The sequence below is a fragment of the Fictibacillus aquaticus genome, from assembly GCF_002245695.1.
Lineage (GTDB): Bacteria > Bacillota > Bacilli > Bacillales > Fictibacillaceae > Fictibacillus > Fictibacillus aquaticus.
In genome coordinates this window covers 1-24,865 of record NZ_NOII01000006.1, presented here as the reverse complement: position 1 = coordinate 24,865, position 24,865 = coordinate 1, and the positions used below count along the sequence as shown (strand labels likewise).

Genomic DNA, 24,865 nt, shown 5'->3' with positions numbered 1-24,865 from the left:
ATATAAAAACAACATTTAAAATCACAGGAGGTGTGACAAATGACCAAAGGAATCTTAGGAAAGAAAATCGGCATGACTCAAGTTTTCGCTGAGAACGGAGAAATGATCCCGGTAACTGTAGTTGAAATCGCTCCTAACGTAGTACTTCAGAAGAAATCTGTTGAAAACGACGGATATGAAGCAATTCAGTTAGGTTTCGACAACAAGAAGGAATCCCGTTACAACAAGCCGGAAGCAGGACATGCTGCAAAAGCTAGCACAAGCCCTAAGCGCTACGTTAAAGAATTCCGTAACGTTGATGTTGCGGCATACGAAGTTGGTCAGGAAGTCAAGGTTGATATTTTTGCAGAAGGTGACGTTGTAGACGTTACTGGAACTTCGAAAGGTAAAGGATTCCAAGGTGTTATCAAGCGCCACGGACAATCCCGCGGACCTATGAGCCACGGTTCCCGTTACCACCGTCGTCCTGGTTCAATGGGTGCAGTTGACCCGAACCGCGTATTCAAAGGAAAAGCTCTTCCTGGACGCACTGGCGGAGACGTTGTAACTGTTCAAAACCTTGAAGTAGTAAGAGTTGACGCAGAACGCAATGTTATCCTTATCAAAGGTAACGTTCCTGGAGCGAAAAAATCTTACCTAACAATTCACTCTGCTGTTAAAGCAAAGGATGCTAAATAAGAAAGGAGGACAATCTGATGCCAAAAGTAGCATTATTTAAACAAGATGGTACTCAAGCTGGCGATATCGAACTTAACGAAAGTATTTTCGGTATTGAGCCTAACAAAAGCGTACTTTTTGACGCTGTAATCATGCAGCAAGCATCACAGCGCCAAGGAAACCACGATGTTAAAAATCGTTCCGAAGTTGCTGGTGGTGGACGCAAGCCATGGAAACAGAAAGGTACTGGACGTGCTCGTCAAGGATCTATCCGTTCTCCACAATGGGTTGGCGGTGGAGTTGTTTTCGGACCTACTCCGCGCAGCTATTCGTACAAACTACCTAAGAAGGTTCGCCGTTTAGCTATTAAATCAGCGCTATCTTCCAAGGTGATCGACAACGACCTAATCGTTTTAGAAGGGCTTGCATTCGATGCTCCTAAAACTAAGGATATGAAAGCTGTACTAACTAATCTTTCCGCAGATCGCAAAGCACTAGTTGTAACAGGCGACTACAATGATTTTGTGGCACTATCTGCACGAAACCTGCCAGGCGTAACAGTAGTTACTGCAAATGGCGTTAGCGTTCTTGACGTGTTAAAGCACGACAAGCTTGTTATGACAAGAGACGCTGTGGAAAAAGTAGAGGAGGTGCTCGCATAATGGATGCTCGTGATATTATTAAGCGCCCCGTTATTACTGAAGCTTCTACTGAAATCATGGCTGACAAGAAATTCACTTTCGAAGTAGACACTCGCGCGACGAAGACTCAAATCAAAAGCGCGCTTGAAGAAATTTTCGGTGTGAATGTAAAATCAGTTAACACTGCTACTTACAAAGGTAAGTTCAAGCGTGTTGGACGCCACACTGGCTACACTTCAAAACGCAAGAAAGCAGTTGTTACACTAACTCCGGAGAGCAAAGAACTAGACTTCTTTGAAGGAGTTTAATACAAACAACACGTAAAGGAGGGAAATTACGATGGGTATCAAAAAGTTTAAACCGACAACTAACGGTCGCCGTAACATGACACAGCTTGACTTTGCTGAGATCACTACGGATAAGCCGGAAAAATCCTTGCTTGCGCCGCTTAGCAAAAAAGCTGGACGTAACAACCAAGGTAAACTTACTGTTCGTCACCAAGGTGGTGGACACAAGCGTAAGTATCGTATCATCGATTTCAAACGTAACAAGGATGGAATACCAGGCCGCGTTGCTACAATCGAGTACGATCCGAACCGTACTGCTAACATCGCACTAATCAACTACTTGGATGGAGAAAAGCGTTATATCCTAGCTCCTAAAGGACTTCAGGTTGGTCAAGAGATCATGTCTGGTCCAGAAGCGGATATTAAAGTAGGTAACGCACTTCCGCTTGCTAACATCCCTGTAGGTTCAACAATCCACAACATCGAATTGAAGCCTGGTAAGGGCGGACAATTAGCTCGTTCTGCTGGTGCAGAAGCACAGCTTCTTGGTAAAGAAGAAAGATACGCGCTAGTTCGTCTTGGTTCTGGTGAAGTTCGTATGATCCTTCTTACTTGCCGTGCAACACTTGGTCAAGTTGGAAACCTTGAGCACGAACTAGTGAAGGTTGGTAAAGCTGGTCGTTCTCGCTGGAAGGGCATCCGTCCTACAGTTCGTGGTTCTGTAATGAACCCTAACGATCACCCGCACGGTGGTGGTGAAGGTCGCGCTCCAATCGGACGCAAATCACCAATGTCACCTTGGGGTAAACCAACTCTTGGTTACAAGACTCGTAAGAAAAACAATCAAAACGACAAGTACATCGTACGCCGTCGTAAAAAATAACGTGAGTGTCCTACGGTTCATCCGAACCGTAGTGCAAGCACGAAGGGAGGTTCCCACATGGGTCGCAGTTTGAAAAAAGGACCATTTGTTGATGATCATTTGATGAAGAAAGTCGAAGTAATGAACGAAGCTGACGAAAAGAAGGTATTTAAAACTTGGTCACGCCGTTCTACAATCTTCCCGGAATTCATCGGACACACAATCGCTGTTTATGATGGCCGTAAACACGTGCCAGTTTATGTGACTGAAGACATGGTAGGGCATAAGTTGGGAGAATTCGCTCCAACTCGTACTTACAAAGGTCACGCAGCTGATGATAAGAAAACTAGACGTTAATTGAGGGGAGGTACACATAATGGAAGCAAAAGCTATTGCTAAACAAGTGCGCATCGCTCCTCGTAAAGCACGAATCGTAATCGACTTGATCAGAGGCAAAAAAGTCGGTGAAGCACTTGCAATTCTACGTTTGACGCCTAAAGCAGCTTCTCCTGTAATTGAAAAGGTGCTTAAGTCTGCTATCGCAAACGCAGAACATAACTATGAAATGGAACCAAACAACCTAGTGATTGCCAAAGCATTCGTTGATGAAGGAATCACACTAAAGAGATTCCGTCCACGTGCTATGGGACGTGCCAGCCGCATCAATAAGCGCACAAGCCACATCACAATCGTTGTTTCTGAAAAGAAGGAGGGTTAAGACGTGGGTCAAAAAGTAAATCCAATAGGTCTTCGTATTGGCGTTATCCGTGACTGGGAATCCAAATGGTACGCTGAAAAGGATTACGCAACACTTTTACACGAAGATATTAAGATCCGTTCATATATTGAAAAGCGTCTTAAGGACGCAGCCGTTTCCGGTATCGAAATCGAACGTGCGGCTAACCGAGTAAATGTTACGATCAAAACTGCTAAGCCAGGTATGGTAATCGGAAAAGGCGGAACTGAAGTTGAAGCACTTCGTAAAGCTCTTAACGACCTTACTGGCGGCAAGCGAGTACACGTAAACATTTTTGAAATCAAGCAAGCTGATGTTGATGCGAAGCTAGTTGCAGAAAACATCGCTCGTCAATTAGAAAACCGCGTATCTTTCCGCCGTGCAATGAAGCAAGCTATCCAGCGTGCTATGCGTATGGGCGCTAAAGGTATCAAAACTCAAGTATCTGGACGTTTAGGCGGAGCAGACATCGCTCGTTCTGAACATTACAGTGAAGGAACTGTTCCTCTTCACACACTTCGTGCAGACATCGATTACGGTACTGCTGAAGCAGACACAACTTTCGGTAAGATTGGTGTGAAAATCTGGATCTACCGTGGTGAAGTCCTTCCAACAAAGGGAACGAAAAAAGCGGAAGGAGGCAAATAATATGTTATTGCCAAAACGTGTAAAATATCGTCGTGAACACCGCGGCAAGATGCGTGGAAACGCAAAAGGCGGCACTGAAGTTCATTTCGGAGAATTCGGTTTGCAAGCTCTTGAAGCTTCATGGATTACAAACCGTCAGATCGAAGCAGCTCGTATTGCGATGACTCGTTATATGAAGCGTGGCGGTAAAGTTTGGATCAAAATCTTCCCATCTAAGCCATACACTGCGAAGCCTCTAGAAGTTCGAATGGGTTCCGGTAAAGGTGCTCCAGAAGGATGGGTCGCAGTAGTTAAGCCAGGTAAAGTAATGTTTGAAATTTCCGGTGTATCTGAAGAGATCGCTCGCGAAGCATTGCGTCTGGCAGCACACAAACTTCCTATCAAATGTAAGTTTGTGAAACGCCAAGAAGTGGGTGGTGACACAAATGAAGGCTAATGATATTCGTAACTTGACCACTGCTGAAGTTGAGCAAAAGGCAAAATCTCTAAAAGAAGAGCTTTTCAACCTTCGCTTCCAGCTTGCAACAGGTCAATTAGAAAACCCAGCCCGCATTCGTGAAGTTCGTAAAGCAATTGCCCGTGCAAAAACGGTTTTACGTGAAAGAGAGCTAGGGATTACTAACGGTTAATTCTTGAGAGGAGGTTCGCACAATGAGTGAACGTAACCAGCGCAAGGTATATGTTGGTCGTGTCGTATCTGACAAGATGGACAAAACGATCACGGTTCTTGTAGAAACTTACAAGAAACATCCATTGTACAGCAAGCGCGTTAAATACTCTAAAAAGTTAAAAGCGCATGATGAAAACAACACTGCTAAAATCGGTGATGTAGTACGTATTATGGAAACTCGTCCGCTATCTAAGGATAAGCGTTTCCGTTTGACGGAAGTTATTGAAGAAGCAGTAACTATCTAATAAATGTTCGGATTTGATATCCATCCGAAAGGAGGCCAATTCGCATGATTCAACAAGAAACTCGCTTAAAAGGCGCTGATAACTCTGGTGCAAAAGAACTTTTATGTATTAAAGTTCTAGGTGGTTCTGGACGTAAGTACGCTAATGTTGGTGATATTATCGTATGTTCTGTTAAGTCCGCTACACCAGGGGGCGTTGTTAAAAAAGGTGATGTTGTTAAAGCGGTTGTTGTACGTACTAAGCGTGGAATGCGCCGTAAAGACGGATCATTCATCCGTTTCGACGAGAACGCTGCAGTTATCGTAAAAGATGACAAAGGTCCTCGTGGAACTCGTATCTTCGGACCAGTTGCTCGTGAGCTTCGTGACAAGCAGTTCATGAAGATCGTATCACTAGCTCCAGAAGTTCTTTAATTCATTCAAAAGCAAGGCGCATTAAAAGTCTTGTAAGGAGGTGCAGTACGCTCATGCCATTGCATGTAAAGAAAGGCGATAAAGTTCAGGTCATTTCTGGTAAGGACAAAGGCAAGCAAGGTGTTATCCTTGCAGCATTCCCGAAAGAAAGCCGTGTGCTTGTTGAAGGCGTAAACGTTGTTAAGAAACACTCCAAGCCTTCCCAAGCTAATCCGCAAGGCGGAATTGTCAGCATGGAAGCACCTATTCACGTTTCTAACGTGATGCCTCTTGACCCTAAGACTGGTGTTCCTACCCGTGTAGGATACAAAGAAGTTGACGGGAAGAAAGTTCGTGTAGCCAAATCTGGTGAAGTTTTAGATAAATAAGTCTCGCATTGAAAGGAGGGCACCAAATGAACCGTCTACAAGAGCGTTATAAAAAAGACATCGTTCCTTCTCTAATGGAGAAGTTCAGCTACAAATCAATCATGCAAGTACCTAAGATTGAGAAAATCGTTATCAACATGGGTGTTGGAGAAGCTGTTTCCAACTCTAAAGTTCTAGACACTGCTGTTGAAGAACTTACAGCAATCGCTGGTCAAAAGCCGGTAATCACACGCGCTAAAAAATCCATTGCTGGTTTTAAGCTTCGTGAAGGTATGCCGATCGGATCAAAAGTTACACTTCGCGGTGAGCGTATGTATGACTTCCTAGACAAGTTAATTGCCGTATCTCTTCCGCGTGTTCGTGACTTCCGTGGTGTGTCCAAGAAGTCATTCGACGGACGCGGTAACTACACACTTGGTGTGAAAGAGCAGTTGATCTTCCCTGAGATCGATTACGATAAAGTAAATAAAGTTCGCGGAATGGATATCGTTATCGTAACGACAGCGAACACTGACGAAGAGGCTCGTGAGCTTCTAACACAAGTCGGAATGCCGTTCCAAAAATAACCTTTCAGCCAAAGGAGGTTTACCCGTGGCAAAGAAATCGATGATTGCTAAGCAGCAACGTCAGCAAAAATTCAAAGTGCAAGAATATACGCGCTGTGAACGATGCGGGCGTCCTCATTCAGTAATTAAAAAATTCAAATTGTGCCGTATCTGTTTCAGAGACCTTGCACATAAAGGACAAATTCCTGGCGTTAAAAAAGCCAGCTGGTAAAACCCTGAGAAAAGGGAAGGAGGTAACTAGTAATGGTTATGACAGATCCAATTGCAGACATGCTTACTCGTATCCGCAACGCTAACACTGTTCGCCATGATAAGTTGGAGCTTCCAGCTTCAAACATCAAGAAAGAGATCGCTGAGATCCTTAAGCGTGAAGGTTTCGTTCGCGACATCGAGTACGTTGAAGACAATAAACAAGGTATGATCCGTATCTTCCTTAAGTACGGTTCAAGCAACGAGCGCGTAATTTCTGGTCTTAAGCGTATCAGCAAGCCTGGCTTGCGTGTATATGCGAAGTCTGATGAGCTTCCACGAGTTCTAGGCGGACTTGGAATCGCAATCGTTTCTACATCAAAAGGAATCATGACGGACAAAGAAGCTCGCAAAGCTCAAATGGGCGGCGAAGTTCTAGCGTACGTTTGGTAATAAATTAGACAGCGAATGGAGGTGTCATTATGTCTCGTATAGGCAACAAACTGATTGAAATCCCTGCTGGGGTTACAATCGATGTAGCTGCTGACAACACAGTTACAGTTAAAGGACCTAAAGGTGAATTGTCTCGACAGTTCAATGCTGATATGAAAGTTAACGTTGAAGATAACCAGATCACTGTGGAACGCCCGAGCGACCGCAAAGATCACAAAGCTCTTCACGGTACAACTCGCAGCGTGCTTAACAACATGGTAATCGGAGTAACAAGCGGTTATGAAAGAGCACTTGAGATCATCGGTGTCGGTTACCGTGCATCTAAAGCTGGAAACAAGCTTGTGCTTAACGTTGGATACTCACACCCTGTAGAAATCACTCCTGAACAAGGAATCGAGATCGAAGTACCTGCTAACACGAAAGTAATCGTTAAAGGTATCGACAAGCAGCGTGTAGGAGAAGTAGCAGCTAATATCCGTTCTGTTCGTTCTCCAGAGCCTTACAAAGGCAAAGGAATTCGTTACGAAGGTGAATTCGTACGACGTAAAGAAGGTAAGACTGGTAAATAAAGCCGTTAGTTAGCGGAAAGGAGTGCAAAGGATGATCACGAAAGCCGATAAGAATGTCGCTCGTAAGAAAAGACATGCTCGTGTTCGCCGTACTGTAATCGGTACAGCACAACGTCCTCGTTTGAACGTATTCCGTTCTACAAAACACATCTATGCACAATTGATCGATGATCAAGCTGGAGTAACACTTGTATCTGCATCAACTCTTGATAAAGAAGTTGAAGTAGGAAACGGCGGTAACGTTGACGCTGCGAAAGCAATCGGTAAAGCAATTGCTGAGCGTGCGAAAGAAAAAGGTTATACAGCAGTAGTATTTGACCGTGGAGGATACCTCTACCACGGACGTATTCAAGCATTGGCAGACGCAGCTCGTGAAGCTGGTCTGGAATTTTAATAGAAGGAGGGAACCTGATGCGTATCGACTCTAACAAACTTGAACTTGAAGAACGCGTCGTTACGGTCAACCGTGTAGCTAAGGTCGTAAAAGGTGGACGTCGTTTCCGCTTTGCTGCAGTGGTTGTCGTAGGTGACAAAAACGGTCACGTGGGCTTCGGTACTGGTAAAGCTCAAGAAGTACCGGACGCAATCCGTAAGGCGATTGAAGATGCAAAGAAAAACTTGATTTCTGTACCTATCGTTCGTACAACAATCCCTCACCAAATCGTTGGACGATTTGGCGCTGGAAACGTACTTCTGAAGCCTGCTTCTGAAGGTACTGGAGTTATTGCCGGCGGACCTGTCCGTGCGGTACTCGAACTTGCTGGTGTTGGTGACATCCTTTCTAAGTCACTAGGATCTAACAATCCAATCAACATGGTTCGTGCAACGATCGAAGGATTGAAAAATTTAAAGCGTGCTGAGGACGTTGCGAAACTTCGCGGCAAGTCAGTACAAGAGCTTTTAGGTTAAGGAGGGAACATAGATGGCTAAGAAATTAGAAATCACCCTCACTCGCAGTGTTATCGGCCGTCCTGAGAACCAGCGTGTTGTTGTTAAGACTCTAGGTCTTCGCAAGATGCATCAGACAGTCGTACACGAAGACAACGCGGCTATCCGCGGTATGGTAAACAAGGTATCTCACCTTTTAACAGTAAACGAAATCGACGCATAAAAAGCGAAATAAACCATGAGGAGGTGCTCAGATGAAACTTCATGAGTTAAAACCATCAGAAGGATCCCGTAAAACACGCAACCGTGTAGGACGCGGTATCGGTTCTGGAAACGGGAAAACTAGTGGACGTGGTCACAAAGGGCAAAACTCTCGTTCTGGCGGAGGAGTTCGTCCAGGATTCGAGGGTGGTCAGAACCCATTAGCACGTCGTTTGCCTAAGCGCGGATTCACGAATCCGACTCGCAAAGAGTACGCGATTGTTAACCTTGACAAACTTGCAGGTTTCGCAGAAGGTACAGAGGTAACTCCGGAACTTCTTCTTGAAACTGGCGTAGTGAGCAAGGAAATGAACGGAATTAAGATTCTTGGAAACGGCAAGTTAGGAGTTAAGCTTACAGTTAAAGCGCACAAGTTCTCTGCTTCTGCTAAGGAAGCAATTGAAGCTGCTGGCGGAAACACTGAGGTGATCTAATGTTAGGGACAATCTCCAATATCTTGCGTGTGGGTGATCTGAGAAATAAAATTCTATTTACACTTGCTATGCTGGTCGTGTTTCGTCTCGGAACATTCATTCCAGTACCAGGAGTAAACAGGGAAGTGCTGAAATTCAGCAACAGCAACAGTGCTGACTTCCTTGGATTTTTAAATACGTTTGGTGGCGGAGCTTTACAGAACTTTTCTATCTTCGCTATGGGTATTATGCCGTACATCACGGCATCCATCATCGTGCAGCTTCTGCAGATGGATGTAGTTCCGAAGTTTACCGAATGGAGCAAGCAAGGTGAAGTAGGGCGCAAGAAATTAGCCCAGTTCACACGCTATGGAACGATTGTCCTTGGTTTTATCCAGGCGATCGGGATGTCTATCGGGTTTAATAACATTTTTCCGGGACTCATAACCGACCCAAGTCCTACAACGTACCTATTCATTGCGTTAGTTTTAACTGCAGGTACCGCATTCTTAATGTGGTTAGGTGAGCAGATTACCCTTAAAGGAATTGGAAACGGAATTTCCGTTCTCATTTTTGCGGGGATTGTCGCAGCTATTCCTACAGCAGTTACCCAGCTTTATGCAGCACAGATTAACGGTCCTAAAGAAGAACTGTTTATGCATATTGTATCTGTACTTCTGCTGTTGATTGCTGTCGTTCTAATTATTGTCGCAGTAATTTTCATTCAACAAGGTGTTCGTAAAATCCCTATTCAGTATGCAAAACGAGTCGTTGGTACAAAGCCTGTTGGCGGCCAGTCCACTCACTTGCCGATTAAGGTCAACGCGGCAGGAGTTATCCCGGTAATCTTCGCGATTTCCCTATTGATTACTCCGCGCACGATCGCTGGCTTCTTCGAGCAAAACAGTGTGACAAAATGGATCATCAATGCGTTTGACTATTCCCAGCCTATCGGAATGATCATATATGCAGCTTTAATTATCGGATTTTCGTATTTCTATACGTTTATCCAAGTTAATCCGGAGCAAATGGCGGATAACTTAAAGAAGCAGGGCGGTTACATCCCAGGCATTCGCCCAGGTGCAAACACCCAAACGTATATTACGAGAATTCTGTACCGATTAACTTTTGTAGGATCTCTATTCCTCGCGGTTATCGCTATCCTTCCGGTAATCTTTACAAAAATTCCAGCATTGAATCTTCCGCCTTCTGTTCAGATCGGTGGAACGAGCTTGCTGATTGTTGTAGGTGTGGCATTAGATACGATGAAGCAGATAGAGAGCCAGCTGATTAAGCGGCACTATAAAGGCTTCATTAAGTAGAGGAAAGGGAAGAATCGCCTTCCCCTTCACTCTGCCAAAAGTAAGGAACATGTATGGAGGGATTAGATGTATCTAGTCTTGATGGGATTGCCCGGTGCAGGTAAAGGCACTCAGGCAGAAAGAATTGTTGATAAATATGGAATCCCGCATATTTCTACGGGAGATATGTTCCGCGCAGCTATCAAGGAGGAAACTTCACTTGGACTTGAAGCGAAGTCGTACATGGATGCTGGTAACCTCGTTCCTGACGAAGTTACAATCGGAATTGTACGCGAGCGTCTTGCCAAGAGCGATTGCCAAAAAGGATTCTTGCTTGATGGTTTCCCACGGACTGTGGCGCAAGCTGAGGCTTTAGAAACAATTCTTACTGATCTTGGGCGCCAGATTGACTATGTTGTCAATATATCTGTAGATACGGATCATCTCATGAAACGTTTGACAGGACGTCGAGTTTGCCAGATTTGTGGTGCAACATACCATGTAATATTCAACCCGCCAAAGGTTGAAGGAGTATGTGACAAAGACGGTGGTACGCTAATTCAGCGGCAAGATGATAACGAAGAGACCGTTCGTACACGACTAGATGTAAACATGAAACAGGCAAAGCCGTTGCTTGATTTTTATGAAGAGAAAGGGTACCTCAAGAATATTGACGGTGACCAGGAAATCGACAAAGTCTTCACAGACATCGATCAGCTCATTGGAGGTCTTGCTAAATGATCATCTGCAAAACGCCGCGCGAGATTGAAATCATGCGGGAAGCAGGTCGCATCGTAGCTTTAACACACCAAGAGTTAAAAAAACATGTAAAACCAGGCATTACAACTGGCGAGCTTGACGCGATTGCCGACAAGTTCATCCGCAGCCATGGTGCAACACCTTCGTTTAAAAACTATAATGGTTTTAGTGGAAGCATATGCGCTTCTGTAAACGAAGAGCTTGTACATGGAATTCCGGGATCCAGAGTGCTTAACCATGGCGACATTATCTCGATAGATATTGGGGCGAAGTACAAAGGATATCACGGTGATTCCGCTTGGACGTACGGAGTGGGCGAGATTTCAGAAGAATCTCAGAAGCTCTTGGATGTAACGGAAGAGTCCTTGTTCAAAGGACTGGCAAAAGCTAAAGCAGGCGCGCGGTTGACCGATATCTCCCATGAAATTCAAAAGTACGCTGAAAGCGAAGGCTTCTCAGTAGTGCGTGAATACGTGGGGCATGGCATCGGCCAGGATTTACATGAGGATCCGCAGATTCCTCATTACGGACCGCCAGGCAGAGGGCCGCTTTTGAAAAAAGGTATGGTTCTTGCAGTGGAACCGATGATAAATGCGGGTACTCGTTATGTTCGAACATTATCCGATAACTGGACGGTTGTCACAACGGATGGCAAGTGGTGTGCTCACTTTGAACATACTGTTGTCATTACGGATGAAGGGTATGAAATCTTAACTCAGATCTAAGCGAAGGTGAATACGTTGAGCGAATTTGAACTTGTACCGAAGCTCGGACAGCTGGTTCGCATCAATAGAGGCCGTGACAAAAATAAGCTTGGGGTCATCGTCGAAATCCTAGATGAAAGGTTCGTCCTCATCGCGGACGGCGACAAGCGTAAATTCGATCGAGCCAAACGTAAAAACCTGAACCACTTAGAGCTGCAGGATTTTACTTCTCCGGAAGTTGCAAGAAGTATTCTTGAAACTGGCCGTGTAACCAATGGCAAACTGCGTTATGCTGTAGCGAAGTTTTCCGACGAGGACGTCATTGCTCTGAAGAAGGGAGATCAAGTCGATGGCTAAAGATGATGTTATTGAGGTAGAAGGCACGGTAATCGAGCCTCTTCCTAACGCCATGTTTCGTGTGGAACTGGAAAATGGTCATAAAGTTCTTGCTCACGTATCCGGTAAGATCCGCATGCACTACATTCGGATTCTTCCAGGTGATAAAGTGACAGTTGAACTGTCTCCATATGACTTATCACGTGGTCGCATTACGTATCGCTTCAAATAAATTTTCGTACTCCGTGAACATAAGGAGGTTAATAAAAATGAAGGTAAGACCATCAGTTAAGCCGATTTGTGAAAAATGTAAAGTAATTCGTCGCAGAGGTACTGTAATGGTAATCTGTGAAAACCCGAAACATAAGCAAAAACAAGGTTAAATCAAGGAGGTGCAAAGATAATGGCACGTATTGCTGGAGTTGACATTCCGCGCGACAAGCGAGTGGTAATCTCTTTAACATACATCTTCGGTATCGGTAAAACGAAAGCTCAGCAGGTTCTTGCTGCAGCTGGTGTATCTGAAGAAACTCGTGTTCGTGATCTAACGGAAGACGAACTAAACAAGATTCGTGAAGTTCTTGACACACACAAGGTAGAAGGTGACCTTCGCCGTGAAGTGTCCCTAAACATTAAGCGTCTAATCGAGATCGGTGCATACCGTGGTGTACGTCACCGTCGCGGCCTACCAGTTCGCGGTCAAAATACGAAGAACAACTCTCGTACTCGTAAAGGACCTCGCCGTACTGTAGCGAATAAGAAAAAGTAAGTAAAGGAGGTAGAATCTAAATGGCAAAGCCACGTAAAACTAATACACGTAAGCGTCGTGTCAAAAAGAATATCGAAAGCGGCGTAGCGCATATCCGCTCTACGTTCAACAACACGATCGTTACTATCACTGACACTCACGGGAACGCTGTATCTTGGGCGACTGCTGGCCACCTAGGATTTAAAGGCTCTCGTAAATCCACTCCATTCGCAGCTCAAATGGCTGCTGAAACAGCTGGTAAAACAGCTCAGGAGCACGGTATGAAGACTCTTGAAGTTTCCGTAAAAGGCCCTGGAGCTGGACGTGAAGCTGCAATCCGTGCCCTTCAAGCGGTAGGATTGGAAGTAACTGCAATTCGTGACGTTACTCCGGTTCCTCACAACGGATGCCGTCCTCCAAAACGCCGCCGCGTATAATTTTACGCTGACGGTATATATTCCTGCAGCATGTCTATAATGGATATGTGGAATATATATGTTTTGGTTAATAAATGTCGGGAATGCCTATTGGGGAATTTCGGCTGGGCATCTGCCTGGCCGAGGTTCGACGTTTGAAGGAGGGTTAGTTGAATGATCGAAATCGAAAAGCCAAGAATTGAAACGGTTGAAATCAGCGACGATGCCACATACGGAAAGTTTGTTGTTGAACCACTCGAGCGTGGATATGGGACTACTTTAGGCAACTCCTTACGTCGTATCCTGTTATCCTCACTTCCTGGAGCAGCTATCACATCTATTCAGATTAATGGCGTATTGCACGAGTTCTCTACAGTTGAAGGAGTGGTAGAAGATGTTACTACTATCATCCTTAACCTGAAGAAGCTTGCAATGAAGATTTACTCTGAAGAAGATAAGACTCTTGAGATTGATGTACAGGGCGAAGGAGTCGTTACAGCTGGCGACATTACACATGACAGCGATGTAGAAATTTTGAATCCGGATCTGCACATTGCCACTTTGTCTGCAGGCGCTCATTTCCAAATGAAGCTTACAGCTAAGCGCGGCCGCGGTTATATCCAGGCTGAAGGCAACAAGCGTGAAGATCTGCCGATCGGAGTTATTCCGGTTGATTCCATTTATACACCGATTTCGCGTGTGAACTACCAGGTAGAAAACACTCGTGTCGGCCAAGTAACAAACTATGACAAGTTAACGCTTGATGTATGGACAGATGGAAGCATCCGTCCAGAAGAGGCGGTTTCTCTTGGAGCGAAGATCATTACGGAGCACCTTAACATTTTTGTTGGGTTAACCGATCAGGCGCAAAAAGCAGAAATCATGGTTGAAAAAGAAGAAGATCAAAAGGAAAAAGTTCTAGAGATGACGATCGAGGAGCTTGATCTTTCTGTTCGTTCTTACAACTGCCTTAAGCGTGCTGGCATTAACACTGTTCAAGAACTTGCTAATAAATCAGAAGAAGATATGATGAAGGTACGCAATCTTGGAAAGAAATCTCTTGAAGAAGTTCAAGAGAAGCTTGAAGAGCTTGGGCTTGCCTTACGCGCTGAAGATTAATCTTCAGTCATCATAGATTCAGAGATATCGCAGAAGGAGGGAATATCTCATGGGATACCAAAAGTTAGGTCGTGTATCTTCAATTCGCAAAGCAATGCTTCGTGACTTGACAACTGACTTGATCATTAACGAACGCATCGAAACTACTGAAGCTCGTGCTAAGGAAGTTCGTAAGTTCGCTGAAAAGATGATTACGCTTGGAAAGCGTGGAGACCTTCACGCTCGCCGTCAGGCTGCTTCATTCATGCGCAACGAAATCGCTAATGAAGAGTCTGGACAACGTTCACTTCAGAAACTTTTCACTGATCTTGCACCACGCTACGCAGAGCGCAGCGGAGGTTACACTCGCATCGCGAAAATCGGACCTCGCCGCGGAGACGGTGCACCAATGGTTATCATTGAACTAGTTTAATACGCATCAAAGGGCGGGATAGGGTCTTCACGGATTCAGATCTTGCCCTTTTTTGTATTCTCTTTTAAACGTTATGAGTGTAGATATCCGTTCCGCGGGGTGTTGAAAGGCGTGCGCGGGCGGGTTCTACACATTTGCGGGCGTATTTGGTGGTGGCGCGGGCGTGTATAGCCGAACCGCGGGCGCCAATGAGGAAAGCGCGGGCGCATTCCGCTCATCCGCGGGCGCAATTCCGTTATTTTACAGTTCACAGACGTCTTCACATAGCTAAAATAACACTGAAGAACTTATAACTAGCGGAACATCCCGTTTTAGAGATACACAGAAAGTACGTTATAATCATGAGCAGAGAGCAGTTTAGTTTGGACAGCTTAGAGGAGGAATTCGCTTGAGTGAAATTTTAAAAGTGAATGATGTTAGCTTCAAGTATCCGGCTGAGACAGAGCTAGCATTAAAAAATGTCACTCTTTCATGCATGAAAGGGGAGTGGCTGTCTGTTACCGGACATAATGGTTCAGGGAAGTCGACCTTAGCCAAGCTTTTGAATGGTCTTTTGCTTCCGGACAGCGGAAATGTTGAAGTGGAAGGACTTTTCACCACAAACATGGACGAGCTCTGGGAAATCCGCAGGCGGGTCGGGGTTGTGTTCCAAAACCCGGATAACCAGTTTGTCGGGACGAGTGTAAGAGATGATATTGCGTTCGGCCTTGAAAACTTCGGTGTGCCGCGCGATGAGATGATCAGAAGAATCGACGAGAGTGTAAAGCATGTGGGGATGGAGCAATACCTTGATCAAGAGCCGCATCTTCTATCTGGCGGACAGAAGCAGAGGGTTGCGATTGCTGGGATACTCGCACAAGCACCTAGCATTATTATTCTGGATGAGGCAACATCCATGCTGGACCCTATGGGCCGGAAAGAAGTGCTGGAAACCGTGAGAACTCTGAACAAAGAAAAAGGAATCACGGTTATCTCCATCACCCATGACCTTGAAGAAGCACTGCATTCAGACAGAGTGCTCGTGATGAACAAGGGACGTGTTTCCGCACTCGGGGCTCCTTCTGATATTTTCTCAAACACGAGCCTTATCCTTGATGCAGGACTGGACACGCCGTTCTCGGTTAAATTGAGCCAGAAGCTCCGGGAAGAAGGCGTACCTTTAACACGTGACTATTTAACGCAGGAAGAGTTGGTGAAGGCTTTATGGACATTAAAATCAGGCAGCTAGAGCACCGCTATATGCCAGGCTCTCCTTATGAACGGCTTGCTCTTAAGGATATCAGCCTTGATATCTCTGAAGGGACCTTTCTTGCTTTGATCGGCCATACAGGCTCTGGAAAATCTACTCTGATCCAGCATTTAAATGGGTTGCTGAAGCCATCTTCAGGCAGTATCGCCATGGGGGATACTGCCTGGGCGGCCGGGGACAAAAAGATGGATATGAAGCCTTTGCGCAAAAAGGTAGGCATCGTTTTTCAATATCCAGAACACCAGCTCTTTGAAGAAACCGTGGAAAAAGATATTATGTTCGGGCCGATGAACTTCGGGGAATCTGAGACAGAAGCAAAAGAGCGTGCAAAAGAAATGATCTCTCTTGTCGGGCTTCCAGAAGAAGTGAGCGACAAATCTCCGTTTGACCTGAGCGGCGGACAGATGCGCCGTGTGGCGATCGCCGGCGTTCTTGCAATGAAACCGGACGTGCTCATCCTCGATGAGCCGACAGCAGGCCTAGACCCTTCTGGGCGCAACGAAATCATGGAGCTTTTCTACAATCTTCATCACGACAGAAAGCTGACAACGATTCTTGTTACACACAGCATGGAAGATGCCGCAAAATATGCGGATGAAATCGTCGTTATGCATCAAGGGAAAGTATTCATGAAAGGCGTGCCGGCTGAAATTTTTCAGCAGGAAGAGAAGCTGAAGCAGGCAAGCCTCGATGTACCGGAGACGGTGGAGTTTCTGCATAAGTGGCAAGCTGCCTCTGGAGAGCGCCATGAGCTGTCAGAGTTTACAGTTGCCTCATTGGCAAAAGCTCTTGCTTCCGAATGGAAGGGAGGGGTGAGCTAATGCTGCAGAACGTAATTATCGGACAATATTACCCGGCTTCATCTGTTCTTCACAGGATGGACCCGCGCTCAAAGCTTCTGGCATCGTTTATTTTTATCTTTATTATCTTTTTGGCGAACAATTTCATTTCGTATGGAGCTGCAGCTCTGTTCACACTGTTCGTGCTGGCTTCTTCAAAAGTACCGGCAGGGTATTTGTACAGAGGACTTAAACCAGTATTCTTTCTCGTTTTCTTTACGCTTCTTCTTCACGTTTTCATGACAAAAGAAGGAGACGTGCTGTTCAGCCTCGGGTGGCTGAAAGTTTATGAAGGCGGCGTGATTCAAGGTCTTTACATCTCACTCAGGCTCATGCTGCTGGTGATGATGACTTCGCTTTTAACTTTGACGACCACCCCTATTGATATTACAGACGGACTGGAATACCTGCTTCACCCGCTGAAAAAGCTGAAGCTTCCTGTCCACGAGTTCGCACTCATGATGTCCATCTCGCTGCGGTTCATTCCGACGCTTTTACAAGAAACCGAGAAGATCATGAAAGCGCAGATGGCACGTGGAGCTGACTTCACGAGCGGTCCGATCAAGGAGAGAGTGAAGGCGTTCGTACCGCTTCTCATCCCGCTCTTCATCTCGGCATTCAAACGGGCAGAAGAGCTGGCACTTGCGATGGAATCGAGAGGATACAGAGGCGGAGAAGGAAGAACACGCTTAAGAGAACTGAACTGGCAGCTGCGCGATACGCTTGCTATCGCAGCGCTTGCTCTGCTTGCCGCTGTTCTAATCTTTACACGGTCGTAAAGGAGCATGATCATGAAACGCTATAAACTGACCATATCCTATGACGGCACAGGCTTTGCCGGCTACCAGATCCAGCCGGCCGGACGCACGGTGCAGGGTGAGATCGAGCGCTGTCTGTCTGTGATGCACAAAGGGGGTACGGTACCCGTCTCCGCTTCAGGACGTACTGACGCAGGAGTCCATGCAAGGGGCCAGGTGCTCCATTTTGACAGTTCCCTTGCCATAGAACCCAAACGGTGGATAAAAGCGCTTAACGCCCTCCTTCCGGCCGATATACGTGTCCTTATGGCAGAGGAAGCAGAAAGCGGGTTCCATTCCCGTTTTTCAGCGGAAGGCAAGGAGTATGTATACAAAGTCAACACGTCACTGCAAGGCGATGTGTTTCAGCGGAATTATACGTGCCACTTTCCATATGTAATAAATGCTGATCTTGTTCAGGACGCGATTCCTCATTTTCTTGGCACTCATGATTTCACGTCGTTCTGTTCAGCGCGGTCTGAGGTCGAGGACAAGATCAGGACGATAACTTCACTGGATCTGGACATCGATGGAGATGACTGGACGTTCACCATCCGCGGGAACGGCTTTTTATACAACATGGTCAGGATCATTATCGGCACGCTTCTTGAAGTAGGGCAGGGGAAGATTGCACCGGCTGATATTCCTGTGCTTTTGAAGGCAAAAGACCGGACAAAAACAGGAAAGACAGCTCCCGCTCACGGGCTTTATTTGAACAGAGTTTTTTATGGACAAATTGAGGATAAATATTCGTGATACGCTTGACATAGTTGTTTTAATATTATAAGATGTATTTTGGTATTTCTAAATGATATCGCCACTGCCCCGGAGATATCTCGGGAAATGACACATATACAATTTTAATGCGATTTAGCGATTGAACATACAGGAGGGAAAAACACATGCGTACGACATTCATGGCGAAAGCTGCTGAAGTAGAACGTAAATGGTACGTGATTGACGCAGAAGGAAAGACTCTAGGACGTCTTGCAAGTGAAGTTGCATCTATCCTTCGCGGAAAGCACAAGCCAATTTTTACACCACACGTTGACACTGGTGATCACGTTATCATCATCAACGCTGAGAAGATCCACTTAACTGGTAAGAAGTTAAGCGACAAAATTTACTACCGTCACACTGGTCACCCAGGCGGACTTCGTACGAGAACTGCTCTTGAAATGCGCACAACTCGTCCGACTCAAATGCTTGAACTAGCGATCAAAGGCATGCTTCCAAAGAACAGCCTTGGACGCCAAATGTTCAAGAAGCTTCATGTTTATGCTGGAACTGAGCATAACCACCAAGCACAGAAGCCTGAAAACTACGAATTACGCGGATAATAAAGGGAGGGTATTTACGTGGCACAAGTTCAATACTATGGCACTGGACGTCGTAAGCACTCCGTAGCACGTGTACGATTAGTTCCTGGCGAAGGACAAATTGTAATCAACGGACGCAGCATCGACGAATATTTCGGATTAGAAACTCTAAAATTGATCGTTAAGCAGCCGCTTAACGAAACTGATACACTAGGCAAGTACAACGTCCTTGTTAACGTACAAGGCGGAGGATACACTGGACAAGCGGGAGCTATCCGCCACGGTGTTTCTCGTGCATTGCTTCAAGCTGACCCTGAGTTCCGCGGAACTTTGAAGTCTGCTGGATTCCTTACTCGTGACGCTCGTATGAAAGAGCGTAAGAAGTACGGACTTAAAGGCGCACGCCGTGCACCTCAGTTCTCAAAGCGTTAATTTTTATATTACGCCTCAAAAGGCCGGTTCCTGTTATGCAGGAATCGGTCTTTTTTTATTATCTCCTCTAAAAGTCATCAGCTTGAAGGGAGTTTTAGGGACTAAATTCGATTTTGAGGGTCCTTAATCAAATTTACGAGTCAAAATGCCATAACTGCGGGTCACGCCGATTTTTCCCTTTAACAATGTCTTTTCCCATCTTTTACGCAGGATTGCAAAGGCTGCAACTGCAAAACCTGTAAATAAGAAAAGATATAGCGCTGTAAACAAGTAGCGCAGGAAGAGGACAGATATGGCAGAGGTGTTCACGAACTTCAGGGAAAAACAAAAATATAAAAAAGAGCAGTTTGAACGGAAAGTGCTGCGTGACCTTTCACTGACTGCCATCAAAAAAGAAATTCAGCGTATTTTTCAGCCCTTTTTTCAATATTCCCTTTTATATCAGCAGGACTTGGAGGATGCGTGCATCGATATGGCCATTGATGCTTACCTTCTTGGAGCGGCCTACAGCCGGCTCGCTTATCATGGAGAAACTCTGCAAAGCATCAAGGCCCGCAGTGCGCAAAAAGAAAAGAACATTACAGACAGCTTATTTGAATACTGGCAGTTCTGGTGCTGGGGAACAGAAATGATGATGGAATCCCTTCATATGTGCTGCGAGGCATACGTGCAGGTATGGTGGATGGAAGGATATCGAAACGGTGAAAAACGGTATAGAATGAAACTGCATTAACAAAAGCGGGCGATAAGCCGGCTTTTTTTTCGTTCGTCATATGTTCACCTCTTGTCCCATATACATGACCATATAGGGATTAGCGGGAGGACTGCAAATCATGAAGAGATGGGTGAAGCGGATAGCGCTGGCACTTGCCTGCTCAGCGCTGCTGTTTATTTTAACGTATCAGTTTACGGAAAAAAATTCATGGCGTTCATGGAACATGCCGCTATCCGGCAAAGTGATCGTCATTGATCCAGGCCACGGGGGACCTGATGGCGGAGCGATAGGGGACGGTAAGGTACTTGAGAAAGAAGTGGCACTCAACATATCGCTTATGCTGCGTGACTATCTGCAAGAGTCTGGTGCGATGGTCATCATGACACGTGAAGTGGACCGTGACCTGGCCAATGAAGGAACAAAAAAGCTGCGCCATCGAAAAAATGAAGACTTAAGACACCGCAAAGAAATCATTAACGGTTCTGATGCTGACCTTTTTATCAGTATCCACCTGAACTCTCTGCCTTCTTCAAAATGGCGCGGTGCTCAAGTTTTTTTCCACCCGGCACGTAAACAGGAAGAGAGGCTCTCCAAAATGATACAGAGCGAATTGATCCGCAATCTGGAGAATACCAATAGAATGGCCAAATCCATCTCTGGTCTTTACCTTCTAAGAACGGCGGAAATACCAGGTGCTCTTGTTGAAGTCGGGTTTCTGTCTAATCCAACAGAACGGGAGTATTTAAAAACGAAATCATATCAGCAGAAGATTTCTGCGTCGATCTATCAAGGAATCCTCAGGTTTTATACAAATGAAAAACTTCCTGGTGAAGAAAATTAGAAAAAGCGCTCCGGCGCTTTTTTCCGTGAGTCTTTAAAAAGTAAGCACTTTCAGTTTTGTGGTATAATCACCGTATACTTACGTGGAAAAAGGATGTGTCATCAGTTGCTTACAGAAGAGAAAGTAATCGAGCTTTTACAATCCGTACAAGACCCTTTTTTACATAAAAGCCTTGTGGAGAGCGGCAGTATCCGTGAAGTGAAAATCAAGGACGGCTATGTCGGCCTGAAACTGGCAGTCGCGAAAACAGGAACGCCTGAGCAGATGCAGCTTCAGCAGGCTGTCGTATCGGTGCTGAAAGGTGCAGGTGCTGAATCAGTTGGACTGCGATTCGAAACGAGAGAAGAAGCTCCTCAAGCTCCTGAACCAGGAGTACCGCCGCTGCTTTCTAAAAACAGCAAAACTGAATTCATCGCGATCGCCAGCGGAAAAGGCGGAGTAGGCAAATCGACTGTGTCGGTGAACCTTGCAGTTTCTCTCGCCCGCCTTGGCAAAAAAGTCGGTTTGATCGATGCTGACATCTACGGTTTCAGTGTTCCAGATATGATGGGCATCCAAGAGCGGCCGAAAGTGAAAGGCGATCGTATTTTCCCGGTAGACCGCTTTGGTGTAAAAGTCATCTCAATGGCATTTTTCGTAGAAGATAACGCTCCTGTTATCTGGCGCGGACCGATGCTCGGCAAGATGCTCAACAACTTCTTCAGTGAAGTTGAATGGGGAGATTTAGACTACATGCTGCTTGATCTGCCGCCGGGTACGGGTGATGTGGCGCTTGATGTCCATAAGATGCTGCCGAAATGCCGTGAAGTTATCGTAACAACACCGCATGCGACAGCAGCGTTCGTTGCAGCAAGAGCCGGAAGCATGGCGCTGAAAACAGACCATGAGATTCTTGGAATCGTCGAGAACATGGCGTATTTCGAAAGCAAAGTGACGGGAGAAAAAGAATATATCTTTGGAAAAGGCGGAGGAGAGCGTCTTGCTGAAGAGCTGATGGTTCCCGTTTTAGGCAATATCCCGCTCGGACAGCCTGAGATCGATGAAAATGATTTTGCTCCAAGTGTGTATGATTCTGCATCACTGATCGGAGAGCATTATATCCAGATCGCTAAAAAGGTCATAGAAAAGACCGGCAAATAAAAAAAAACCTCCTGCCTGCGCGGGAGGTTTTACTGTGTAGTGCTGGATTCTTGGGCTTTTTGCTCTTCGCCGCCGCCCCCGCCGCCTTTTTTCGATACGGCCTCGTCAATTTCTTCATGTGCTGCCTTTTTCAGCATTTCACTGATCTGGGCTTTGACGATCGGACTCTCAAACGTTTCAAGCATCACTTTTTTCATTTCTTTACGGACTGGCTGGCTGTTCACAAGCTCTAGAAGCTTCTCGCCCATTTTCGGGTTTTGCATAATTTTCATGACGGCTGCCTGATAATCAGGATCTTTCATTAAGTCCTTCATGAGCTTTTCATGCTCTTTCTTCATGCTTTTTGCATAAGCAGCTGCGAATTTTGGGTCTTTAAAAAGCTCTGTCCAAAACTTTTTGCCTTTTTCAGTAAGCATCTGTTCTTCAATGGTCTTTTTTATAACATCACTGTCCATGAGCAGCTGCTGCTTCATCTTTTCATCAGACAGGACTTCCATCATTGCCTTTTTCCCATCTTCAGTCTTCAGGATATCCACGAGCATTTTTTTTGTTGCTTCGTAATCCATCTGGCTTGAGCCCTGTGCCTCTTTTTGTGCACATCCGCTCGAAGAAAGAAGAAGTGAACAGAAGAGCAGGAACAGCATCCATGGCTTTTTCATTTCTGCTCCCTCCTTTCTATTTGAATCTTATTATTAGAATGGGGAAATAGAGGCCAAATATACTGGACAAATAAAGGAAAACTGGAATTTCCGGTGCTTAATTATGGTACAATCAAAAACGGAAAAGAATAGGGGGAAGAGACCGTGAACTCAAGAAACTGGGTGTTTTTATTTACCACCACTTTACTTATTGGAACGATCAGCGCAATTGCTACAGGCTTTATCCTTCAATTCCCAGAAAGCGGGAGCTTGAAGGAAATCGGCGTTTATATATTAGGATTAGTCGGCTTTGGGGCACTTTTCAGCGTGTTCAGCCAGATGGGCTTTTTTGCATATTTGACAGTTCACCGCTTCGGATTGGGGATTTTTAAGTCAAAAGGGCTTTGGGAGGCTGTTCAGCTTCTCGTCATCGCAGTCGTTATCTTTGATTTATTCTACCTGCGCTATTCCTCTTTTCATAAAGAAGGGGAAGCGCTGGTGCCTTACATCGTCATTCCGGCAGCACTTCTCATTTATGCTCTAGTCATAGCGCTTTTGAAGAGCAAGATGACAAATCAGGCCGCATTCATCCCGACACTGTTCTTCATCTCAGTCGTCACCACATTGGAATGGGTTCCTGTTCTAAAACAAAACAACCCCATTTCTATGTGGATTACATTCGTACCGCTCATCCTTTGCAATACGTATCAAATTTTGATGCTGCACCGTTTAAATACAGCGAAAAACAAGCCGTCTGGTTTAAATGCTGCTGCACGTAAATAAAAATCAAAACAAAGAGGGTGCCCAGCTGGCACCCTCTTTGTTTTATATATACTATTGCACTTCTTTGCTGTTTGCCTGCGTGTTCGCGATCATTTCTGTTACGCTGACAAATTTGTATCCGTCGCTTTTCAGTTTTTGAATGATGTTCGGAAGCGCTTTGTGTGTCTGCTTTACGGAATCAGAAGCGTGAAGAAGGATGATATCACCAGCCTTCACATCTGCGGTTGCATTTTGCACGATCTTATCGACACCAGGGTTTTTCCAGTCCTTCGTATCAACACTCCAATGAACAACTGTATGATTTAAGTCCTCTGAAATATTCAGTACACGCTTATCAAAGCTTCCGTTAGGCGGACGAAGAAGAGACGTCAGCTTGCCGGACACTTTCTTAAGCTTTTCCTGAGCGGTAAGAATATCTCGTTTCACTTGCTGATCTTCAAATTCTGTATAGCTTTTATACTGATACCCTAAACTCGCGATTTCGTGTCCGTCCTTGACGATGCGGTCTACTACCTCAGGGTGGCGCTCTGCCCATGCGGCAGACAGGAAGAATGTACAGTTCTTTACACCTTCAGCTTTTAAGATATCCAAAATAGGAAGTGCCCGCTTCTCGCCCCAGCTAATATCAAATGTAAGAGCCACCTTATTGCCTTTTTCTTCTCCCTTATAAATTGCCCGTGGACCATCTTTGCTGGAGAAGACAGCAAGCTGCTCCTGACTTAAGAAAGCCAGTGCCGCCGCAAAGAATGCCGCAAAAACAATGACCATATATTGCTTGATCTTACGGCCATTAATAATCATAAAAAATTTCATAAATACTCTGCCTCCTTGTCCGGTCTTTCTTGTTTAAAATTATGAAGACAGGCCTAAGATATGACTTTTTTTATTCGACATTTAAAGTTGCCGTGATAGCGGCGGCATGGCATGGACATAATGAGAGGAGAATTATGGAAAGAGGTGGCTGCATGCTCGGAATGATTATGAATCAGCAGGAATTAAGGGAATTCGAATATCTGCTGAAAAAAGAGATGGAAGAGATCATATTCGATCTGACAGACGAACGCATTGATAAAATCGTAAAATCAGCTCTCGAAGATAGATATCAGGTAATGTTTAACTTGTTCCGCAGAATAGCGGGACCAGCAGACTGCCGAAAGTATCTGAGGAGAAAAATATATAATATATAAAAAAGTATTGACCAAGCAGGCGAGCGGGTGATATATTAGATTTCGTCGCTTCTGCATTTGAAGCAGACACTTAAAAATTAGATATTAAAAAAGTTCAAAAAGCTTGTTGACAAGCAGTACTGAACGGTGGTATCTTAATAAAGTCGCCAAAACGAGCGACGCACGAAAAAGTTCTTTGACAACTGAACAAAAGCATAGGTAAGGAATTAAATTAATTCCGTCAGTTTTAAACAAGCAAGAGACAGATTAAACACTTTATTGGAG

43 protein-coding genes are annotated in these 24,865 nt (G+C 45.2%); 41 read left to right on the top strand and 2 right to left on the bottom strand.

What is annotated here, in order from left to right; genetic code table 11:
- Positions 1-39: 39 nt before the first annotated feature.
- From rplC to CGZ90_RS14025, 39 genes are all read left to right on the top strand, one after another.
- Positions 40-678 (top strand): 50S ribosomal protein L3, encoded by a 639-nt coding sequence (rplC, locus tag CGZ90_RS14215; protein ID WP_094253193.1) that lies wholly within the window; start codon positions 40-42, stop codon positions 676-678.
- A gap of 17 nt (positions 679-695) precedes the next feature.
- A complete protein-coding gene (gene rplD / locus CGZ90_RS14210) occupies positions 696-1,319 on the top strand; it encodes a 50S ribosomal protein L4 (RefSeq protein ID WP_094253192.1) in 624 nt (207 codons plus the stop codon).
- Positions 1,319-1,606, top strand: coding sequence for a 50S ribosomal protein L23 (gene rplW, locus CGZ90_RS14205; RefSeq protein ID WP_094253191.1), 288 nt, complete (start codon positions 1,319-1,321; stop codon positions 1,604-1,606). Before rplD ends, rplW begins: the two co-directional genes overlap by 1 nt.
- A gap of 31 nt (positions 1,607-1,637) precedes the next feature.
- Complete coding sequence (gene rplB / locus CGZ90_RS14200; RefSeq protein ID WP_094253190.1) at positions 1,638-2,468, top strand: 50S ribosomal protein L2; 831 nt, start codon at positions 1,638-1,640, stop codon at positions 2,466-2,468.
- A 57-nt stretch (positions 2,469-2,525) separates the two neighbouring features.
- Positions 2,526-2,804, top strand: a complete 279-nt coding sequence (rpsS, locus tag CGZ90_RS14195; protein ID WP_094253189.1) for a 30S ribosomal protein S19 — start codon at positions 2,526-2,528, stop codon at positions 2,802-2,804.
- A gap of 19 nt (positions 2,805-2,823) precedes the next feature.
- Complete coding sequence (rplV, locus tag CGZ90_RS14190) at positions 2,824-3,165, top strand: 50S ribosomal protein L22 (protein ID WP_094253188.1); 342 nt, start codon at positions 2,824-2,826, stop codon at positions 3,163-3,165.
- A gap of 3 nt (positions 3,166-3,168) precedes the next feature.
- Complete coding sequence (gene rpsC / locus CGZ90_RS14185; protein ID WP_094253187.1) at positions 3,169-3,831, top strand: 30S ribosomal protein S3; 663 nt, start codon at positions 3,169-3,171, stop codon at positions 3,829-3,831.
- 1 nt (position 3,832) lies between these two features.
- Complete coding sequence (gene rplP, locus CGZ90_RS14180) at positions 3,833-4,267, top strand: 50S ribosomal protein L16 (protein WP_094253186.1); 435 nt, start codon at positions 3,833-3,835, stop codon at positions 4,265-4,267.
- Positions 4,257-4,460: a 50S ribosomal protein L29 gene (gene rpmC, locus CGZ90_RS14175; protein WP_094253185.1), complete on the top strand. Its 204-nt coding sequence runs from the start codon at positions 4,257-4,259 to the stop codon at positions 4,458-4,460. The genes rplP and rpmC overlap by 11 nt, the downstream gene beginning before the upstream one ends.
- A gap of 22 nt (positions 4,461-4,482) precedes the next feature.
- A complete protein-coding gene (rpsQ, locus tag CGZ90_RS14170; protein WP_094253184.1) occupies positions 4,483-4,746 on the top strand; it encodes a 30S ribosomal protein S17 in 264 nt (87 codons plus the stop codon).
- 44 nt (positions 4,747-4,790) lie between these two features.
- Positions 4,791-5,159, top strand: a complete 369-nt coding sequence (gene rplN, locus CGZ90_RS14165) for a 50S ribosomal protein L14 (protein ID WP_094253183.1) — start codon at positions 4,791-4,793, stop codon at positions 5,157-5,159.
- Between the two features lie 59 nt (positions 5,160-5,218).
- Positions 5,219-5,527 carry a 50S ribosomal protein L24 gene (gene rplX, locus CGZ90_RS14160; RefSeq protein WP_094253225.1) on the top strand — a complete coding sequence of 103 codons (309 nt, stop codon included), beginning with the start codon at positions 5,219-5,221 and terminating at the stop codon, positions 5,525-5,527.
- 26 nt (positions 5,528-5,553) lie between these two features.
- Positions 5,554-6,093, top strand: coding sequence for a 50S ribosomal protein L5 (rplE, locus tag CGZ90_RS14155; RefSeq protein ID WP_094253182.1), 540 nt, complete (start codon positions 5,554-5,556; stop codon positions 6,091-6,093).
- Between the two features lie 25 nt (positions 6,094-6,118).
- Positions 6,119-6,304, top strand: coding sequence for a type Z 30S ribosomal protein S14 (locus CGZ90_RS14150; protein WP_094253181.1), 186 nt, complete (start codon positions 6,119-6,121; stop codon positions 6,302-6,304).
- A 32-nt stretch (positions 6,305-6,336) separates the two neighbouring features.
- Complete coding sequence (gene rpsH / locus CGZ90_RS14145) at positions 6,337-6,735, top strand: 30S ribosomal protein S8 (protein WP_094253180.1); 399 nt, start codon at positions 6,337-6,339, stop codon at positions 6,733-6,735.
- Positions 6,736-6,764: 29 nt separating this feature from the next.
- The gene (gene rplF / locus CGZ90_RS14140; RefSeq protein ID WP_094253179.1) at positions 6,765-7,304 is read left to right on the top strand and encodes a 50S ribosomal protein L6; all 540 of its coding nucleotides are present in this window, start codon (positions 6,765-6,767) and stop codon (positions 7,302-7,304) included.
- Positions 7,305-7,335: 31 nt separating this feature from the next.
- Positions 7,336-7,698: a 50S ribosomal protein L18 gene (rplR, locus tag CGZ90_RS14135; protein ID WP_094253178.1), complete on the top strand. Its 363-nt coding sequence runs from the start codon at positions 7,336-7,338 to the stop codon at positions 7,696-7,698.
- A gap of 14 nt (positions 7,699-7,712) precedes the next feature.
- Positions 7,713-8,213, top strand: a complete 501-nt coding sequence (gene rpsE, locus CGZ90_RS14130) for a 30S ribosomal protein S5 (RefSeq protein WP_094253177.1) — start codon at positions 7,713-7,715, stop codon at positions 8,211-8,213.
- A 13-nt stretch (positions 8,214-8,226) separates the two neighbouring features.
- Positions 8,227-8,415 (top strand): 50S ribosomal protein L30, encoded by a 189-nt coding sequence (rpmD, locus tag CGZ90_RS14125; RefSeq protein ID WP_094253176.1) that lies wholly within the window; start codon positions 8,227-8,229, stop codon positions 8,413-8,415.
- 31 nt (positions 8,416-8,446) lie between these two features.
- Positions 8,447-8,887 carry a 50S ribosomal protein L15 gene (rplO, locus tag CGZ90_RS14120; protein WP_094253175.1) on the top strand — a complete coding sequence of 147 codons (441 nt, stop codon included), beginning with the start codon at positions 8,447-8,449 and terminating at the stop codon, positions 8,885-8,887.
- On the top strand, positions 8,887-10,188 hold the full coding sequence (gene secY, locus CGZ90_RS14115) for a preprotein translocase subunit SecY (protein WP_094253174.1): 1,302 nt from the start codon (positions 8,887-8,889) through the stop codon (positions 10,186-10,188). The genes rplO and secY overlap by 1 nt, the downstream gene beginning before the upstream one ends.
- Positions 10,189-10,254: 66 nt before the next feature.
- On the top strand, positions 10,255-10,908 hold the full coding sequence (locus CGZ90_RS14110; protein WP_094253173.1) for an adenylate kinase: 654 nt from the start codon (positions 10,255-10,257) through the stop codon (positions 10,906-10,908).
- Positions 10,905-11,651 carry a type I methionyl aminopeptidase gene (map, locus tag CGZ90_RS14105; RefSeq protein ID WP_094253172.1) on the top strand — a complete coding sequence of 249 codons (747 nt, stop codon included), beginning with the start codon at positions 10,905-10,907 and terminating at the stop codon, positions 11,649-11,651. Before CGZ90_RS14110 ends, map begins: the two co-directional genes overlap by 4 nt.
- Positions 11,652-11,666: 15 nt before the next feature.
- Positions 11,667-11,987, top strand: a complete 321-nt coding sequence (locus CGZ90_RS14100; RefSeq protein ID WP_094253171.1) for a KOW domain-containing RNA-binding protein — start codon at positions 11,667-11,669, stop codon at positions 11,985-11,987.
- Positions 11,980-12,198 (top strand): translation initiation factor IF-1, encoded by a 219-nt coding sequence (infA, locus tag CGZ90_RS14095; protein WP_066237890.1) that lies wholly within the window; start codon positions 11,980-11,982, stop codon positions 12,196-12,198. Before CGZ90_RS14100 ends, infA begins: the two co-directional genes overlap by 8 nt.
- 37 nt (positions 12,199-12,235) lie before the next feature.
- Positions 12,236-12,349, top strand: coding sequence for a 50S ribosomal protein L36 (rpmJ, locus tag CGZ90_RS14090; RefSeq protein ID WP_007203526.1), 114 nt, complete (start codon positions 12,236-12,238; stop codon positions 12,347-12,349).
- Positions 12,350-12,369: 20 nt separating this feature from the next.
- Positions 12,370-12,735 carry a 30S ribosomal protein S13 gene (gene rpsM, locus CGZ90_RS14085; RefSeq protein WP_094253170.1) on the top strand — a complete coding sequence of 122 codons (366 nt, stop codon included), beginning with the start codon at positions 12,370-12,372 and terminating at the stop codon, positions 12,733-12,735.
- Positions 12,736-12,755: 20 nt separating this feature from the next.
- On the top strand, positions 12,756-13,151 hold the full coding sequence (rpsK, locus tag CGZ90_RS14080) for a 30S ribosomal protein S11 (protein ID WP_094253169.1): 396 nt from the start codon (positions 12,756-12,758) through the stop codon (positions 13,149-13,151).
- Positions 13,152-13,304: 153 nt separating this feature from the next.
- Positions 13,305-14,249, top strand: coding sequence for a DNA-directed RNA polymerase subunit alpha (locus CGZ90_RS14075; protein ID WP_094253168.1), 945 nt, complete (start codon positions 13,305-13,307; stop codon positions 14,247-14,249).
- Positions 14,250-14,298: 49 nt separating this feature from the next.
- Complete coding sequence (gene rplQ, locus CGZ90_RS14070) at positions 14,299-14,661, top strand: 50S ribosomal protein L17 (protein ID WP_094253167.1); 363 nt, start codon at positions 14,299-14,301, stop codon at positions 14,659-14,661.
- A 388-nt stretch (positions 14,662-15,049) separates the two neighbouring features.
- Positions 15,050-15,889, top strand: a complete 840-nt coding sequence (locus CGZ90_RS14065) for an energy-coupling factor ABC transporter ATP-binding protein (protein WP_094253166.1) — start codon at positions 15,050-15,052, stop codon at positions 15,887-15,889.
- On the top strand, positions 15,865-16,731 hold the full coding sequence (locus CGZ90_RS14060) for an energy-coupling factor ABC transporter ATP-binding protein (protein ID WP_094253165.1): 867 nt from the start codon (positions 15,865-15,867) through the stop codon (positions 16,729-16,731). The genes CGZ90_RS14065 and CGZ90_RS14060 overlap by 25 nt, the downstream gene beginning before the upstream one ends.
- Complete coding sequence (locus tag CGZ90_RS14055) at positions 16,731-17,528, top strand: energy-coupling factor transporter transmembrane component T family protein (RefSeq protein WP_094253164.1); 798 nt, start codon at positions 16,731-16,733, stop codon at positions 17,526-17,528. Before CGZ90_RS14060 ends, CGZ90_RS14055 begins: the two co-directional genes overlap by 1 nt.
- A gap of 9 nt (positions 17,529-17,537) precedes the next feature.
- Positions 17,538-18,302, top strand: a complete 765-nt coding sequence (gene truA, locus CGZ90_RS14050) for a tRNA pseudouridine(38-40) synthase TruA (protein WP_094253224.1) — start codon at positions 17,538-17,540, stop codon at positions 18,300-18,302.
- 146 nt (positions 18,303-18,448) lie between these two features.
- The gene (gene rplM, locus CGZ90_RS14045) at positions 18,449-18,886 is read left to right on the top strand and encodes a 50S ribosomal protein L13 (RefSeq protein WP_094253163.1); all 438 of its coding nucleotides are present in this window, start codon (positions 18,449-18,451) and stop codon (positions 18,884-18,886) included.
- A gap of 18 nt (positions 18,887-18,904) precedes the next feature.
- Positions 18,905-19,297 (top strand): 30S ribosomal protein S9, encoded by a 393-nt coding sequence (rpsI, locus tag CGZ90_RS14040; protein WP_094253162.1) that lies wholly within the window; start codon positions 18,905-18,907, stop codon positions 19,295-19,297.
- A gap of 292 nt (positions 19,298-19,589) precedes the next feature.
- Positions 19,590-20,030: a DUF2521 family protein gene (locus tag CGZ90_RS14035; protein WP_094253161.1), complete on the top strand. Its 441-nt coding sequence runs from the start codon at positions 19,590-19,592 to the stop codon at positions 20,028-20,030.
- 100 nt (positions 20,031-20,130) lie between these two features.
- A complete protein-coding gene (gene cwlD / locus CGZ90_RS14030) occupies positions 20,131-20,853 on the top strand; it encodes an N-acetylmuramoyl-L-alanine amidase CwlD (RefSeq protein ID WP_094253160.1) in 723 nt (240 codons plus the stop codon).
- 105 nt (positions 20,854-20,958) lie between these two features.
- Positions 20,959-21,993 carry an Mrp/NBP35 family ATP-binding protein gene (locus CGZ90_RS14025; RefSeq protein WP_094253159.1) on the top strand — a complete coding sequence of 345 codons (1,035 nt, stop codon included), beginning with the start codon at positions 20,959-20,961 and terminating at the stop codon, positions 21,991-21,993.
- Between the two features lie 29 nt (positions 21,994-22,022).
- On the opposite strand, the gene gerD is transcribed toward CGZ90_RS14025, so the two are convergent.
- The gene (gene gerD, locus CGZ90_RS14020; protein ID WP_094253158.1) at positions 22,023-22,652 is read right to left on the bottom strand and encodes a spore germination lipoprotein GerD; all 630 of its coding nucleotides are present in this window, start codon (positions 22,650-22,652) and stop codon (positions 22,023-22,025) included.
- Positions 22,653-22,796: 144 nt separating this feature from the next.
- Between gerD and CGZ90_RS14015 the strand changes: the two genes are divergently transcribed.
- A complete protein-coding gene (locus CGZ90_RS14015) occupies positions 22,797-23,414 on the top strand; it encodes a KinB-signaling pathway activation protein (RefSeq protein WP_094253157.1) in 618 nt (205 codons plus the stop codon).
- 51 nt (positions 23,415-23,465) lie between these two features.
- Here CGZ90_RS14015 and pdaB read toward each other — a convergent pair whose 3' ends face one another.
- Positions 23,466-24,227 (bottom strand): polysaccharide deacetylase family sporulation protein PdaB, encoded by a 762-nt coding sequence (pdaB, locus tag CGZ90_RS14010; RefSeq protein WP_094253156.1) that lies wholly within the window; start codon positions 24,225-24,227, stop codon positions 23,466-23,468.
- A 152-nt stretch (positions 24,228-24,379) separates the two neighbouring features.
- Between pdaB and CGZ90_RS14005 the strand changes: the two genes are divergently transcribed.
- Positions 24,380-24,601, top strand: coding sequence for a hypothetical protein (locus CGZ90_RS14005; protein WP_094253155.1), 222 nt, complete (start codon positions 24,380-24,382; stop codon positions 24,599-24,601).
- The last annotated feature ends 264 nt before the right edge of the window (positions 24,602-24,865 follow it).